The organism is Salinirubellus salinus, from assembly GCF_025231485.1.
Taxonomy (GTDB): Archaea; Halobacteriota; Halobacteria; order Halobacteriales; family Haloarculaceae; genus Salinirubellus; species Salinirubellus salinus.
In genome coordinates this window covers 837,915-852,401 of the sequence record NZ_CP104003.1, presented here as the reverse complement: position 1 = coordinate 852,401, position 14,487 = coordinate 837,915, and the positions used below count along the sequence as shown (strand labels likewise).

The window sequence follows — 14,487 nt, the reverse complement described above, 5'->3', positions numbered from 1 at the left end:
GCCCCCGAGGCCCCCGACCCACCTCGGGTTGTCGGTTCGCTCAGCGGTACCCGATGGACTCGTCGAGTTCGACCGACGACCGACTGAACGACCCGGTGCCGCGTGCGATCTCGTTCCCGTCGGCGTCGTGGACGACGGCCTCCGCGAGCAGTTGGCGGGGGTTGTCGTTGACCACCTCGCCGTGTGCGACCATGTCGCCGGTCGAGACGGGCCGTTCGAGGTAGAGGTTGAACTCCGTCGTCAGGACGAACACGTCCTCGACCAGCGAGTTGGCCGCGAAGAACGCGGCGTCGTCGAGGAGTTTGAAGTAGTACGTCCCGTGGACGCCGCCGCCGGGGTGGTGCATCGACTCCTCCGCCCGGAGGACGAGTTCCGCCTCCCCGCGGCCGACGGTCAGGTCGACGTGCTCGTACGCCTGGTTGCAGGGCGCGTCGTGGAACATCCGTTCGAGTCGCCGGAAGTGCTCTGTGTCGCTGTCGGTGTCTGTGTCGCTCACGGCAGCCCGAACGCGGCCCGCGACTTAGCCGTCACCGTTCGTCGCCGGGCGCGCGCCGGTCCCCGGCCGGTCGAAGGTGGTCGGTTCGAGGGTCCCGTTCGGCATCGGCACGCCGTCGTACGGGTCGCTCGCGAGGAGCAGTGAGCCGTCGAGGTCGGCGTAGTCGAGCAGCGGGACGAGGTGTGCACCGGCGGCGATGGCAGCGTTCGTCTCCAGCATACAGCCGAGCATCACCTCGAGGCCGTGGGCGCGGGCCGCGTGGATGGCCTCCAGAGCGGGTCTGACACCGCCGCACTTCATCAGTTTCACCACGACCACGTCCGCCCGGTCGGCGACCTGCGGCACGTCGCTCGCCACCTCACAGGACTCGTCGACGGCGACGGGGAGCGGCGCGTGCTCGTAGACCTGCCGCAGCCCCTCCGGGTCCGACGCGGGCACCGGCTGTTCGAGGAACTCCACGTCGCCGTCGGCCAGCCACGCGGCGTTCCGGACGGCCTGCTTGGGGGTCCACGCCTCGTTGGCGTCGACGCGGACGGTCGCCCCAGGGGCGGCGGCCCGGACGGCGTCGAACCGGTCCCGGTCGGCGCCGTCTCCCGCGCCGAGTTTCACCTTCAGCACCTCGTAACCGGCGTCGGTGGCCGCGCGCGCCCGGTCGGCCATCGTCTCCGCGTCGGCCAGCGAGACGGTGTACGAGGAGGTCACCCCGTCGGTCCCGAGTCCGAGGTGGCGGTAGAGCGGGAGGCCGACGCGCTTGGCCGCGAGGTCGTGGAGCGCGACGTCGACGGCTGCCTTCGCCGCGGGGTTGCGACGGACGACCCGGTCCATGCCCGCGTGGACCGCGTCGATAGCGTGCGGGTCGGCCACGTCCTCCACGACGGCGAGGAGGTCGGGCAGGACCGTCTCCACCGTCGCCGCCGTCTCGCCGTAGCGCGTCGAGGGCGCGGCCGCCCCGAGTCCGACGTGCTCGCCGTCCCCGATGCGGACGACGACGTTCTGCGTCCCCGTGGTCGTGCCGCGTGAGATGCCGAACGGTTCGGCGGTCTCGAGCCGCACACGCTCGACGTCGGTCTCGAGCCTCATAGTGCGTCGAGCACCTCCCCGACGCCGAACCGCACCGGGTCCGTGGTCGGGACGCCCGCGGAGTCGGCGAAGCCCTCGACGGCGTCGTGGGCCGCCGCCTCGTCGAGGTGGTGAGTGTTCAACGCTCCCGCGACGACTCGGCCCTCGTGGACGGGTCTGGCGAGGTCCTCGTAGAGCGAGACGAGCGTCTCCGGAGCCGCGAGCGGGAACGACTCGTAGCCATGGACGGCCTCACGGCCGGCCTCGTGACAGAGCACCATCGCGTCCGGCATCGCACCGTGGAGGATGCCACACGTCACGCCGGAGTACGCCGGGTGCGTGATGGCGCCCTGCCCCTCCACGAAGACGTAGTCGTGGTCGGCCGCAGCGAGGACGCCGCGTTCGGTGGCGCCGGCGGTGAAGTCCGATATCGTGCGGTCGACGACGATTCCGTCGCCGGCGACCATCACGCCGGTCTGGCCGGTGGGGACGAACCCGGCGTCCCAGCCGCGGTCGCGGGCCGCCTCGTAGAGCTCCATCGTCGTCGTCATCTTCCCCGTCGAGCAGTCCGACCCCACGGTCAGGACGACGGTCGCGTCCACGTCGCCGGCTTCCCCGTCCGAGACGGTCAGGTCGGCCGGTGGCTCGCGCACGTCCCAGAGGTCGACGTCGTGTTCCGCCGCGAGCCGTGCGAACTCCTCGTCCTCGTTCAGGAGGTAGTGGAGGCCGGCCCACACGTCCGCGCCGGACTCGATGGCCCGCCGGACGTCCGGACGCCACGAGCGGTCGAATCCGCCGCCGATCGGGGCGACGCCGACGACGAGCGTGTCGAACGCGTCGGCCTCGTCCGCCCGGCCGAGGATGGGGGCGTCGGGCACGTCGTCGAGGTAGTCGCTCACGCGGGCGTCGGGGCTCGACTCGGCGATCTCGCGGTCGAGGACCCCGACCACCTCGTGCGGGCCGTAGCGCAGCAGACCGACGGCCGTCTTCGCCCGGTCCGGGAACCCCTCGTGGGCGAGGACGAGGACGCGCCGCCGGTCGGTGGTCTCGGTCATACCGGGTGGACTCGGGGGGGGCGCTTAGTTCTGTGCCGGCTCAGAGCCCGGCCAGCGGAGCCGTCCTGACCGGGTCGCTACAGCCCGGCCAGCCGTGCTGTCCAGAACTCGTGGACGGCGTCCTCGAGCGCGGGTTCGGGCTTCCCCGTGGCGTCGACGGGGCGCGTGACGGCCGCGAGGTCGGTGAACTCCGTGAGGACGACTCGCTCGCCGGTGAGATAGCGCGGTGCGTCGACCGCCGCGAGCGCTTCACGACACCGGTCGAGGTGGTCGTCGATCTGCCCGTCGCGGATGCGCTCGAACCGGGCCTGCGAGAAGCCCCCCTTCGAGTGCTCGCCCATCACGTCCGAGGTGAATCCCTCGAACGAGACACGCTCGCCGTCCTCGTACACCCCGAGGGCGAACAGGTCGGCACGGACGAGGCCGACGGCGTGCCGACCGCGCGGCTCGAACCACGACCGTTCGACCCGGAACGTGTCGGCCCAGTCGAGGAACGGCTCGGGGGCGACGGGTGGGTCGAGCGCCACGGCCAGCAGGCCGGCGTCGTCCGCGTAGACGAGACACGGTTCGGCTCGCCTGACGAGTGGCGTCCGGTCGCCGAGCGTCTCGACGACGTGGTCGGGAACCTCACCGTCGACGTAGGCGCTGAGGAGGCCCTCAGGGTCACTCTCGACGGACTCGAGCCGGCCGAGGACGGCGTCGAGCCGGCCACCGCGGAGCGACTCCTCGTGCCGGAACGAGAGGTCGGCCCCCTCGTCGGCGTCGGTCACCCGGTCCTCCAGCTCCGCCACCCGGTCCTCCAGTCGGTTCACCCGTTCGTCGGCCCGCTGTCGGTCGGTGACGGCCGCCTTCCGTCGGTCGCGTTCCGCCTCCAGCTCGCGCTCGGTGTGGTGGAGGTCCTCCTCGAGGTCCGCGATTCGCTCCTTGAGTGGCTCCCGACCGAGCAGGCGGTCCAGCATGACCGGGCCGACGCCGGGAGGGGAGTAAAGTCCCCTGCTCCGGTCGTGCGGTCAGACCGCCGCGGTGTCGGTGCCGCCGAGGGAGAGCAACTGCTCGGCCCGTTCGGCCTTGGCGAGGAGCACCTCGCTCAGCGTGGGGGCGTCGACGTCGAGGCGTTCGAGCAGCCCCGGCGGGAAGCCGAGCGTCCGCTCGGGCACGTCGTCCGCCCCGTGGACCGACAGGTGGGCGTTCCCCACCTTCATCACCAGTGGGTGGTCGAGGCGGCGGATGGCCGCGTCCTCGCCGCCGTAGAGCTGTTCGTTCACCCGTTCGTGCTGGGCGCGCTGCATCACGACGCGCTCGGCGTCGTGCGGTTCCAGGTAGAGTCGTCCGAGGTAGTACGCCCCGGAGAACGGTTCGAACATCGTGTTACCTGTTGACACAGAACATACGAGTATATGAGTCTTGTCCCGCGTTTCTCGGGGACGAGAACCCCGTCGGCGTCGTGGCGACACGACTTTGCGGGTCCGTCCCGACGTGGCTGGCGTGAACCCCCTGCCCGAGCGCGTGGCCCGCGAGTACCTCGAGGGGACGGCCACGCTGGTCCTCCTCCTCGTGTTGACGACGGCGCTGACCCTCGTCGGCTTCCGGTTCTACGTCGACCGTGGCCTCGCGTCGGTGTCGACGTTCCTCTGGCCGCTGTTCGCGGACTCGCCCGTCGCGACGGCACTCGTCACGGCGTCGTTCCTGACGCTCCTGCCGAACCTCGGGCGCCGACTGGAGGGTGCCCCGAGCAACACGCCGCTGGTCTACCTCCACACGCTCGCGTTCGTCTGGCTCGTGAAGTTCGGACTGTGGACGGCCGTGGCGCTCAACCTCGGCTTCTCGGCGTACTTCCCGGACCTCTACGGCTACTGGGGCGTGATGCTGAGTCACCTCGGATTCGTCGGCCTCGCGCTGCTCGTCCCGCACTACTCACACACCACCCGTGGGGCGCTCGCGTTCGCGCTGGTCATCTCGCTGGTGAACGACGTGGTCGACTACGGCTTCGGGCTCCACCCGCCGCTGCGCTACGAGGCCGGGCCGGCGCTCGCGGTGGCCACGTTCGCGCTCACGTTCCTCACCGTCGGCCTCGCGGCCGTCGTGTTCGAACGAGCCGACGAGACAGCCGCTTGAACGCTATTGGACGGTCTGCGTTCGTCACGACGAGACGTGAACCGAACGAACGGAGTACCGTGTTTTAGGTGGGAGAAGGGATAGTTCTGGATAGAGATGAATCGACTCACGATGCTGACGGTACTGGTGGCGGCCCTGCTCGTCGTCGCCACTGGTGCCGTCGGCGCCGTCGCCGCGCCGGTCGCGTCGGGGGACGCGGCGGTGCCGGCGATGCAGGAGGGGGACGGGAACACGACCACCACGCAGACGCCAGCACCGACCACGACGGCCGAGGACTCGACGAACGCCACCAGCGGGGCCAACGAGACGAACGCGACGAGCGAGCCGCCCACGTTCGGGGCGGTCGTCTCCTCGTTCATGCAGACCAGCGCCGCGGACGCCGAGAACGAGGTGGAAGACGGGCTCTTCGAGGCCAGATTCGAACGGTCGAACGCCTCCGAGCGGGCCCGACTCGTCAGCCAGCGGGCCGCACAGATCGACCGGCGTATCGCCGAACTCCGCGAGGAGCGCGCCGACCTCCTCGGCGGCGAGAACGTGACCGTCAGGGAGCGAGCGGAGGCGGCCCGACTCGCCGAGCAATCGGAGAGCCTGAACGCCTCCATCTCGCAGACCGAGGACGTCGCTCGGCGGGCCAACGTCAGCCTCGACGGGACGGCGCTCGACGAACTCCGGACCGAAGCGCGGAACCTGACCGGGCCCGAGGTGTCGGAACTCGCCCGTGGACTGGTCGACCGGGACGACGAACACGGCCCGCCGAGCGACCGTGGGCCGGACCGTGACCGTGGGCCGGACCGTGACCGAGGGCCGGACCGCGAAGACGGCGTCGACGTCGAGAACGAGACGGAGGCCGTCGACGAGACGGCGGTCCCCGAGGGCGACGACCCCGGTCGCTCCGGCGACGCGGGCCCGCCGTCCACGGGCGACGGCAGTTCGGACCGACCGGCCGCAGACGAGCGTGACCCGCAGGGCGACCCGCCCAAGCGCGGCCAGTCCGACGCGAGCGACGCTGACACCGAGACCGCCGAACCGACGGCCACGCCGACCGACACCGCCACCGAGGATGGCGGTGAGGACACGGAGGACGGCGGTGACGACGCCGAGACGGCGTCGACCGAGTAGAGTCACCCTTTTTCCTCTCGGGACCGTACCCGTGGCCGATGGACTCAGCCGCGCTGCTCGACCTCCTGGGGAACGAGAACCGCAGACGTATCCTGCGGTTGCTGGCGCGGAAGCCCTGTTACGTCACGGAGATCAGCGAGTACCTCGGCGTGAGTCCCAAGGCGGTCATCGACCACCTGCGTAAACTGGAGGACGCGGGGCTCGTCGAGTCGCGGGTCGACAGCCAGCGTCGCAAGTACTTCTCCATCGCCCGGAACCTCAGGCTCGAGGTGAACGTCACGCCGTACGGGTTCGGGACGAAGTCCGCGTATCCGGCCTCCCGCGGGCTCGATTTCGGCCGATGTCGCTACCTCTCGCTCGACGTCTCGAGCTCACTCGAGGACGACCCCAGCGACGCCCACGCCCTCGCGGGCGAGCTCGACCGGCTCGAGGGGCTGGAGAACGAACTCTCGATGGCCCAGCGCTGGGTGCAGGGCCGCATCACGGACGTGATGGACCGTCTCTCCGAGTCGTTCGACGGCCACGGGAGTCTCGACGGCCGGTTCTACGCGGAGGTGCTGGCCGCGATGGCGAACGGCGCCGAGACGGTGCCGAAGCTCTCGCACCGGGTGGACGCCTCGCCCGAGATGGTCGAGGAGGCACTCGAGACGCTCGCGCGCCACGGCGTCGTCGAGTCGGACGGTGACCGCTGGTCGCTCCGCGAGGAGTGACTCAGACGCTCCGGGTCAGCCCGTCTCGCAGGTCACGACCGAAGTAGAGGCCGAGCACCGCGGCCACCAGCCCCGCGGTACCGCCCACCAGCGTCAGCGGGAGGGCGAAGTCCGCGACCACGGACAGGACGAGTCTGTCGAGGAAGAACGCGACGGCGCCCGTCGCGGCCCCCGAGAGCGCGAGTTCGAGGTAGCGCCCCTTCCCGACGAGGCCGAGCACGAAGCCCGCGACGCCGATACCGAGCAGGCCCGTGACGCCACCCACCAGCGGGACGAACCCCCCGAGCAGGAAGCCGACGACGGTCAGGACTACCGAGAGCAGCAGGCCACGCGGCGTGAGGAGCGTCGGAACCGACGGCCGATCGGGGAGTCGCGACCGGATTCCCCCCGACGTTGTGGCGGCCTCTGATTCCTGCTGGGTCGACGCGGCCGAGGCGTCGCTCCCGGCGTGACGCTCGCTGCCACCGTCGTCGCTCCGGATGTCAGAGTCCGTCTGCCGTTCGACCTCCCGGAGCAGTTCGTCCGTGTCGCTCACGAACATCGGGAGGGGCCGCGAGTACATCGGTCTTTTCCCGGGACGGCCGGAGGCGTCCCGTGGGCCGAACTGTCCCAGTGGCAACACAAGACATACCACGCCCCCGCTCGCTGGTGGTGTATGCGCAGGCAATCACTGGACGGGCGGACGTTCCGCCCCGCGGGGGGACGAGCGGGGAGCGGAGCAGTCCGTTTCGAGTTCCGCGAGGACGACGGCCTCGTGTGGGCGACGTACCGTGGTGGGCCGGTGGTGGTGGGGGTCCTCGCCGGCGTCAGAGACGGCGCCGACCTCCGGATCCGCTACCTCCAGATCCGGAGCGACGGCCGCCGGGAGGAGGGGTACTCGCTGAACCGTCTCGAACGGCACGACGACGGCCGCGTCCGTATCCGGGAGGAGGCGGCGTTCGACTCACGGGGCAGCGACACATCGCCCGTCCTCGACGAGGTCGAGTCGGCGTAGTCGCCCGACCATAGGTGCTTTCAAGTCCGGTGCCGGGGAAGCCTCGTCCATGAACGCGGGAGACCGGGTCCGTGTCGAACGGAGCGGGACGACCTACGAGGGCGTCCTCTTACCGTCGACGACGGCCGACCACCTCGTCGTGAAGTTGGACGGCGGCTACAACGTCGGCGTGGACCGCGCGGACGCCGACGTCGAGATACTCGAGTCCGGCGTCCGCGACGTCGAACGGGCCCAGAACGTCGGCGGCACCTCCGAAGTCGCCTTCGACGACGACCTGCCGACCGTCTCGCTCATCTCTACCGGCGGGACCATCGCCTCGACCGTCGACTACCGCACGGGCGCCGTCACGGCACAGTTCGACGCCGAGGACGTCCTCCGGGCGGTGCCTGACCTCGCCGGCCGGGCGAACTACCGGGGGCGCGTCGTCGCCAACATCCTCTCGGAGAACATGGACCCCGACATCTGGACAGATCTCGCCGAGGCGGTACGCGAGGAGATCGAAGCGGGCGCCGACGGCGTCGTCGTGATGCACGGCACGGACACGATGCAGTACACCGCCAGCGCGCTCTCGTTCATGCTGGAGACGCCGGTGCCCATCGTGTTCACGGGGAGTCAACGCTCGGCCGACCGGCCCTCCTCGGACAACGTGATGAACGCCGTCTGTGCGGTCGAGGCCGCGAAGGCCGACGCCGCCGAGGTGATGGTCTGCATGCACGCCTCGGAGTCCGACGACGCGTGTGCGCTGCACCGCGGCACCCGCGTCCGGAAGAACCACACCTCGCGGCGCGACGCCTTCGAGACGGTCGGCGCGAAGCCGCTCGGTGAGGTGGACTACGAGACCGGCGAGGTCACGTTCCGCCGCGAGTACACCGAGCGTGGCGCCGTCGAACTCGAGGTCGCGCCGGACCTCGAGCGCGAGGTGGAACTGCTGAAGTTCGTGCCGGGGATGGACCCGGCCGTCCTCGACGTCTACGAGGGGAAGGCCGGCCTCGTCGTCGAAGGGACCGGGCTGGGCCACGTCCACACGGACCTCGTCGAGCGGCTGGGGGAGATGGTCGAGGACGGCACCACCGTCGTGATGACCAGCCAGTGTCTCGAGGGACGTGTCTGTGACCGCGTCTACGACACGGGTCGCGACCTCCTCGACGCCGGCGTCGTCGAGGGCGAGGACACCCTGCCCGAGACGATGGTGGTGAAACTGATGTGGACGCTGGCGAACGTCGACGACGCCGCGGTGCGCGAGACGGTCCGCACCTCGCTGGCCGGCGAGATACAGGACCGGTCGACGCCCTGGCTGTGACGATGGAGGTCCGACAGGCGACCCCCGAGGACCGCGAGGCGGTCGTCGCCTTCACGGAGAACACCTGGCCCGACCGCGGCGGCGACTACATCCCCCGCGTGTACGACTCGTGGATGGAGTCGGAGGGGGACGACCAGCGGACGTTCGTCCTCGACCCGGACGAGGAGGGGGTGCTCGCGGGCATCTGTCAGGGTGTCCTCGTCTCGGACCACGAGGCGTGGGCGCAGGCGATGCGCGTGAACCCGGCGTACCGCGGGCAGAAGGTCAGCCCGCAGTTGACGTACGCGCTGTTCGACTGGGCCGCCGAGCGTGGCGCGAGCGTCTGTCGGAACATGGTGTTCTCGTGGAACGCCGCCGGCCTCGGCCAGTCCCGGTCGGTCGGGTTCGACCCCTGCACTGAGTTCCGGTGGGCACACCCCACCCCGGACCCGGACGCGCGGGCGGAAGCGGACCTCGTGGTGGACCGCGACCCGACGACGGCGTGGACCTGCTACCGCCGGTCGCCGGCCAGCGACGAACTCCGGGGGCTCGCCCTCGACACGGGCGAGTCGTGGGCGCTCTCGGAGTTGACCCTCGAGAAACTGGAACGGGCCGCCGAGGAGACGGCGGTCGTCTCGCTCGTCGACGACATGGACGAGCGGGTCCGGGCGACGACGTTCCGGGTCCGGGACTACGAACGGGAGAACGACGAGGGGGAGGCCGAACGCTGGGCGGAGTACGGCGTCGGCGTCTGGTCGGACCTCGCGGCCGCCAAGGCGCTGTTCGCGGCCATCGCGCGGGACGCGGCGAGCGTCGGCGCCGACCGGACGCGCGTGCTCATCCCGGAGACGGTCCGGTACGTCTCCGACGCGGCGTACGGCCGGGGAGGGTTCTCCGACGAACCGGACTTCGTGCTGGAGAAGGACCTGAGTGGCCGGCGGTAGACGGCCCGGACGCTCGTCCCTCCCCCGTGCAGTCGGGAAGGATGGACCCAGCCGCTGCGCTCGGCACCGCGGGGCACTGCTGTCCGTCCGGCCTCGGCGCCCGTCGTCTACTCGTCCGAGGCCGAGGCGAGGCAGCCGCCGCTGACGGGCGGGAACAGCGCCAGTTCGTCGCCCTCCTCGAGGACGGTCTCGAACCCGTCGTCGCTGACAAACGGGTTGCTGTCGTTGCGCAGGACGCGGATGTGGTCGTGGATGTCGCCGTCCTCGTCGAGTATCAGGTCGGCGAGGTCGGGGTGGGCCTCGAGCAACTGGTCGAGCGCGTCGCGGAACGTGTCACCGGGACCGGCCGGCACCTGCACCTCTCGGGTGTCGGCGGCCTCGGCGAGGTTTGCGAACAGTCGCCACGTGGTCATGGCTGCAGTGGGGCACGGCAGCGGCTTAGGCCTCCCGGTCGTGCACCTTCAGAACTCGTCGAGACTGGCCTGTCCGCTCCCGGTCTCGCCACCGGCGTCGGCCTCGTCGTCGCGCAGTCGCTCGCGCCGCTCCGTCGAGAGCGAGGCGCGGCGCCACACCGCCCGGTCGGTCCGGATCGCCTCCGTAGCGCGGTCGTCGAGGCGGGCGAATCGCTCGCGGGCCGCGGCCGCCCGTCGCTCGTAGTCGACGACCGGATACGGGTAGTCCGCGCCGAGTTCGACGCCTGCCTCCTCGAGCACCGCGAGCGGGGCCTTCTCGGGTCGCGGGAGGTGTTCGTCCGGCAGCGCGGCCAGTTCGGGGACGTACTCGCGGACGAACTCGCCGTCGGGGTCGTATTCCCGGCCCTGCTTCGCGGGGTCGTACACGCGGACGGAGTGGACGCCGACGACCCCCGCCTGTGACTGCCACTGGGTGTGGTTGATACCCATCGCGGCGTCCACGAGGTGGTAGTAGAAGAAGTCCGCACCGAGCGTCCACGGCTCCCGGAGGACGTAGGTGAGGAACGAGGCGCACATCGCCCGCATCCGGAAGTTCAGGAATCCCGTCTCGACGAGCGCCCGCATGGAGGCGTCGACCATCGGGAAACCGGTCCGGCCTTCCTTCCATGCGGCCAGGAGTTCGGAGTCGTGTTCGCTCCGGTAGAGGCCGTGGAAGACGGGGTTCACCGCCCGGTCCGCCCACCCGGCCCAGTCCTGCAGTTTCTGGTGGTAGTGGCGGTTCCAGTAGAGTCGCGAGACGAACAGTTCGCGGCCACGGCACTCCGGGGCGCGCTGGACCCGTCGGTAGACTTCCCGCGTGGACAGACAGCCGAACTTCAGGTAGGCGGAGAGGCGCGAACCGTTTCGTTCGGCCGCAGCGGGGGGCGAGACGACCCGCGGGTACGCACGGATCCGGTCGACGAACTCGCCCAGTCGCCGCTCGGCCTCGGTCCGACCACCTGTCGGCACGTCGCGTTTCTCGGGGACCACGTCGTACCGGCGTTCCACGTCCTCGATGGTCACCTCGCTGTCGAGGGGATTCGCCGACAGCGACTCCGGGACCGGGTGCGGGTCCGCCTCGAAGTAGGCCTCGCACTGGTCGTCCCAGCCGTCCCGTGGGTCGGCCGCGTTCCGGACGATGCCGTCCTCACCGAAGGCCGAGACGCCGTCGCGGGAGAGCAGGTCCGCGTCGCGGTCACGTCCGTAACGGGCGGTCACGTCCGCGTTCACGTACACCTCGTACCCGTCGGCGAGGAGCGCCGGGATTCGCTCGCGGGGGTCGGCGTGGACGAGCGCGAGGTCGGACCCGATGGCGCGGTAGCGCTCTCGGAGGTCGGTCAGCGACTCGTGGAGGAACCGGAGTCGGGCGTCGCAGGCCAGGCCGTCCGTGCCGTAGAACTGCGAGTCGAAGCAGAACAGCGGGGCGGGGTGGCCGTCGTGCGCGGCGGCCGCCAGCGCCGCGTTGTCGGTGGGACGGAGGTCCGCGCGGTGCCACACGGCGATGTCGGTCACGACGACGAGGAGGGCGGCCGCTCGCAAAGGCGTTCGGGCACCGGCGGTGTCGGTGCCGGCGGGGCCGGCGTGGAGCGTCCTCAGGTAGTGTTCGTCCGTCCGGCGCGACGACCACGGACCCGGCCGACGACGAGCTCGGCGGCCAGCCACCAGACGACCCACCAGACCAGCACCAGCCAGACGAACAGGGTCGTCGAGAGGTACTCGAGCGCCGAGAGCGCGGCGAACACAGTGCCGGCGCCCACGACACCGACGAAACCGATGGTGACGAGCGCGCCGGCGACGCTACAGCCGACGTGCGTGGCGACGCCGGCCCCGGGTGGGTCGGTGTCGGTGTGCCCGTGTGCATCGTTAGCGACCACCATGATACTACTCGGGCGCGAGAAAGCATCAATTTTTGCCCCCTCCGCGATACCGACCGCCGCCCCGAGCTTCTCGCCGTGCGGCTCAGCCGTCGTACCGCTCCAGGAGTTCGGCAGCGACCTCGTGGTTACGGACCGGGCCGTGGTCCAGGGCCTCGCACGCGTCGAGCAGGCGGGACAGGACGGGGAGTGCGAGCGGTCTGTAGTCCAGCAGCTCCACGCTGACGTTGATTCGGCGGGCGGCAAGGTGGACCAGCGGGAACGCCTCGGGGTGGTTGTCGTGGTGGTGGCCGTGGAGGACCCAGCCGTCCCACCCGTCGGGCGCGTCCGCCGGACGGTGGGTGCAGTAGAACCGCCGGTCGCCGACCGCGACGACGCACGACCGGACGACCGGGAACGGCACGTCCTCGGGGTCGAGCCCGGCGTCGTGGTTGCCGCGGACGAGGACGGCGTCGTCGGAGAGCCGACCGAGCCACTCGGTCGTCACGGTCCCGTCGTTCATCGCCATCGCCACGTCCCCGAGGTGGAGCAGTGTGTCGCCCGGCGAGACCCTCTCGTGGAACCGCGAGAGCATCACGTCGTGCATCTCGCCGACCGACGTGAAGGGGCGGTCGCAGTAGCGGATGATGTTGTCGTGGGTGAAGTGGTGATCGGAGACGACGTAGCGGGTCACGGCTGGACCTCCACGTCGGGGGGTCGCCGACAAGAACGTTCCGCGGGGGTGAGACGGGCTCTCAGGCCAGCGCGGACCCGGCGCGGACGAGCGTCCGCTCCCCGAACGCCGGGGCGACGAACTGGAGGCCGACCGGGAGGCCGTCGGCCTCGCCCGCCGGGACGGAGATGGCGGGGAGGTTCGCGAGGTTCACGGGCACCGTGTTGGCGTCCGCGAGGTACATCTGCAGCGGGTCGTCGAGGCTCTCACCGAGTTCGAACGGTGGGACGGGCATCGTCGGGGAGGCGACGACGTCCACGTCGGCGAACGTCTCGTCGAAGTCCCGCTTGACCCACGCCCGGGCGTCCTGTGCCTTGGCGTAGTACTTGTCGTGGTAGCCGGCCGAGAGCGCGTAGGTCCCGAGCAGGATACGGCGCTTGACCTCCGCGCCGAACCCCTCCTCGCGGGAGCGGGCGAACGTCTCGTTCCAGTTGCCGTCGTAGCCGCCGCTCTGCCCGTAGCGCACGCCGTCGAACCGCGCGAGGTTCGAGGACGCCTCGCTCATCGCGATGACGTAGTAGGCCTGGACGGCCGTCTCGACGCTGGGCAGGGAGACCTCGGTGTACTCGGCCCCCTGCGCCTCGAGGTCGTCCAGCGCGTCCCAGAACGTCTCGACGATGCCCTCGTCGGCCCCATCGAGCAGTTCGGTCGGGACGCCGACGGTGAGTCCGTCCACGTCGCCGTCGGCGGCGCTCGCGTAGTCGGTGCCGTCCGCCGGTTCACGGGTGGTGCCGTCCCGTTCGTCGGGGCCGCTCACGACCTCGAGCAGTTCGGCCGCCTCCTCGACGGTCGGCGCGATGGGACCGATCTGTTCGAGGCTGTTGGCGTACGCGACCAGCCCGTAGCGCGAGACGAGACCGTAGGTGGGCTTGATGCCGACGACGCCACAGAACGCGGCCGGACAGCGGATGGAACCACCCGTGTCGGTGCCGAGCGCGAGGTCGGCCTCGCCGGCGGCGACGGCGGCCGCGCTCCCACCCGAGGAGCCACCGGGGACCCGACCGGGCGCGGCGGGGTTCTGCGTCGGGCCGAACGCGGACGTCTCGGTGGTGGTGCCCATCCCGAACTCGTCCATGTTCGTCTTGCCGACGATGGTCGCACCGGCCGCCTTGAGGCGCTCGACGACCGTCGCGTCGTACGGCGGGACGTAGTGCGCGAGCATGTTCGACCCGCAGGTCGTGCGGACTCCCTCGGTCGAGATGTTGTCCTTGACCGCGACCGTGCGTCCGGAGAGGGGCCCGTCGCCAGTCGGCTCGAGCTCCTCGCGGGTGACGAAGGCGTTGAGGTCCTCGGCCACCATCATCCCACCTTCGGGCCCTTGAAGAACCCGTCCTCGGTCTCGGGTGCGTTCTGTAGCGCCTCCTCCTGCGTGAGCCCCTCGCGGACCTCGTCGGGGCGCATCACGTTGTCCAGTTCGGCCTCGCTCTCCACTTCGGGCACCTCGTCGAGGGCGTCGAAGTAGTCGAGGATGTCCGCGAACTGCTCGGCGAACAGGGCGACCTCCTCGTCGTCGAGGTCGACCCGCGCCAGCGAAGCGACGTGACGGACCTCCTCGTCGTCGACGCGTCTATCCATACCCGTACCCGAACGCGGCCCGGCATTGAGGATTTCGGAAGCGTGTCCGGGGGCGACAACCCGGCGATGGGGCTGGAACCCGACGAAGGCGGCCGTCCGGAGT

Annotated in this window: 18 protein-coding genes; 6 read left to right on the top strand and 12 right to left on the bottom strand. The window is 70.7% G+C overall.

Annotated features, from left to right (window positions below; all coding sequences use genetic code 11):
* Positions 1-40: 40 nt before the first annotated feature.
* The 5 genes from N0B31_RS04745 to N0B31_RS04725 form a co-directional block, all read right to left on the bottom strand.
* Positions 41-496: a PaaI family thioesterase gene (locus tag N0B31_RS04745; protein ID WP_260594696.1), complete on the bottom strand. Its 456-nt coding sequence runs from the start codon at positions 494-496 to the stop codon at positions 41-43.
* Between the two features lie 24 nt (positions 497-520).
* A complete protein-coding gene (locus N0B31_RS04740; RefSeq protein WP_260594695.1) occupies positions 521-1,576 on the bottom strand; it encodes a dipeptide epimerase in 1,056 nt (351 codons plus the stop codon).
* Positions 1,573-2,610, bottom strand: a complete 1,038-nt coding sequence (locus N0B31_RS04735; protein WP_260594694.1) for an N-acetyltransferase DgcN family protein — start codon at positions 2,608-2,610, stop codon at positions 1,573-1,575. Before N0B31_RS04735 ends, N0B31_RS04740 begins: the two co-directional genes overlap by 4 nt.
* A gap of 77 nt (positions 2,611-2,687) precedes the next feature.
* Positions 2,688-3,569, bottom strand: coding sequence for a Vms1/Ankzf1 family peptidyl-tRNA hydrolase (locus N0B31_RS04730; RefSeq protein ID WP_260594693.1), 882 nt, complete (start codon positions 3,567-3,569; stop codon positions 2,688-2,690).
* 51 nt (positions 3,570-3,620) lie between these two features.
* Complete coding sequence (locus tag N0B31_RS04725; protein WP_260594692.1) at positions 3,621-3,974, bottom strand: DUF5802 family protein; 354 nt, start codon at positions 3,972-3,974, stop codon at positions 3,621-3,623.
* A gap of 121 nt (positions 3,975-4,095) precedes the next feature.
* Here N0B31_RS04725 and N0B31_RS04720 point away from each other — a divergent pair, with 121 nt between their 5' ends.
* The 3 genes from N0B31_RS04720 to N0B31_RS04710 all read left to right on the top strand — a co-directional run bounded on the left by N0B31_RS04720 (position 4,096) and on the right by N0B31_RS04710 (position 6,554).
* On the top strand, positions 4,096-4,725 hold the full coding sequence (locus tag N0B31_RS04720; protein WP_260594691.1) for a DUF1405 domain-containing protein: 630 nt from the start codon (positions 4,096-4,098) through the stop codon (positions 4,723-4,725).
* A gap of 96 nt (positions 4,726-4,821) precedes the next feature.
* Complete coding sequence (locus N0B31_RS04715; protein ID WP_260594690.1) at positions 4,822-5,844, top strand: DUF7096 domain-containing protein; 1,023 nt, start codon at positions 4,822-4,824, stop codon at positions 5,842-5,844.
* Between the two features lie 38 nt (positions 5,845-5,882).
* Positions 5,883-6,554 carry an ArsR/SmtB family transcription factor gene (locus tag N0B31_RS04710; protein WP_260594689.1) on the top strand — a complete coding sequence of 224 codons (672 nt, stop codon included), beginning with the start codon at positions 5,883-5,885 and terminating at the stop codon, positions 6,552-6,554.
* Between the two features lies 1 nt (position 6,555).
* Here the strand turns inward: N0B31_RS04710 and N0B31_RS04705 are convergent, their stop codons facing one another.
* Complete coding sequence (locus tag N0B31_RS04705; RefSeq protein WP_260594688.1) at positions 6,556-7,089, bottom strand: DUF8526 domain-containing protein; 534 nt, start codon at positions 7,087-7,089, stop codon at positions 6,556-6,558.
* A 120-nt stretch (positions 7,090-7,209) separates the two neighbouring features.
* Between N0B31_RS04705 and N0B31_RS04700 the strand changes: the two genes are divergently transcribed.
* The 3 genes from N0B31_RS04700 to N0B31_RS04690 are packed head-to-tail and all read left to right on the top strand — an operon-like array spanning position 7,210 to position 9,771.
* Entirely contained in the window at positions 7,210-7,548 is a 339-nt protein-coding gene (locus N0B31_RS04700; RefSeq protein ID WP_260594687.1) for an avidin-fold protein, read from the top strand.
* A 49-nt stretch (positions 7,549-7,597) separates the two neighbouring features.
* On the top strand, positions 7,598-8,848 hold the full coding sequence (gene gatD / locus N0B31_RS04695) for a Glu-tRNA(Gln) amidotransferase subunit GatD (RefSeq protein WP_260594686.1): 1,251 nt from the start codon (positions 7,598-7,600) through the stop codon (positions 8,846-8,848).
* Positions 8,849-8,850: 2 nt separating this feature from the next.
* Complete coding sequence (locus N0B31_RS04690) at positions 8,851-9,771, top strand: GNAT family N-acetyltransferase (RefSeq protein ID WP_260594685.1); 921 nt, start codon at positions 8,851-8,853, stop codon at positions 9,769-9,771.
* Between the two features lie 107 nt (positions 9,772-9,878).
* On the opposite strand, the gene N0B31_RS04685 is transcribed toward N0B31_RS04690, so the two are convergent.
* From N0B31_RS04685 to gatC, 6 genes are all read right to left on the bottom strand, one after another.
* A complete protein-coding gene (locus N0B31_RS04685; protein WP_260594684.1) occupies positions 9,879-10,184 on the bottom strand; it encodes a ubiquitin-like small modifier protein 1 in 306 nt (101 codons plus the stop codon).
* 48 nt (positions 10,185-10,232) lie between these two features.
* A complete protein-coding gene (locus N0B31_RS04680) occupies positions 10,233-11,735 on the bottom strand; it encodes an FAD-binding domain-containing protein (RefSeq protein WP_260594683.1) in 1,503 nt (500 codons plus the stop codon).
* An 80-nt stretch (positions 11,736-11,815) separates the two neighbouring features.
* A complete protein-coding gene (locus N0B31_RS04675; protein ID WP_260594682.1) occupies positions 11,816-12,100 on the bottom strand; it encodes a hypothetical protein in 285 nt (94 codons plus the stop codon).
* Between the two features lie 82 nt (positions 12,101-12,182).
* Entirely contained in the window at positions 12,183-12,770 is a 588-nt protein-coding gene (locus tag N0B31_RS04670) for a metallophosphoesterase family protein (RefSeq protein ID WP_260594681.1), read from the bottom strand.
* Between the two features lie 61 nt (positions 12,771-12,831).
* Entirely contained in the window at positions 12,832-14,109 is a 1,278-nt protein-coding gene (gene gatA / locus N0B31_RS04665; protein ID WP_260594680.1) for an Asp-tRNA(Asn)/Glu-tRNA(Gln) amidotransferase subunit GatA, read from the bottom strand.
* Entirely contained in the window at positions 14,109-14,384 is a 276-nt protein-coding gene (gene gatC / locus N0B31_RS04660) for an Asp-tRNA(Asn)/Glu-tRNA(Gln) amidotransferase subunit GatC (protein ID WP_260594679.1), read from the bottom strand. The genes gatA and gatC overlap by 1 nt, the downstream gene beginning before the upstream one ends.
* Between the last annotated feature and the right edge of the window lie 103 nt (positions 14,385-14,487).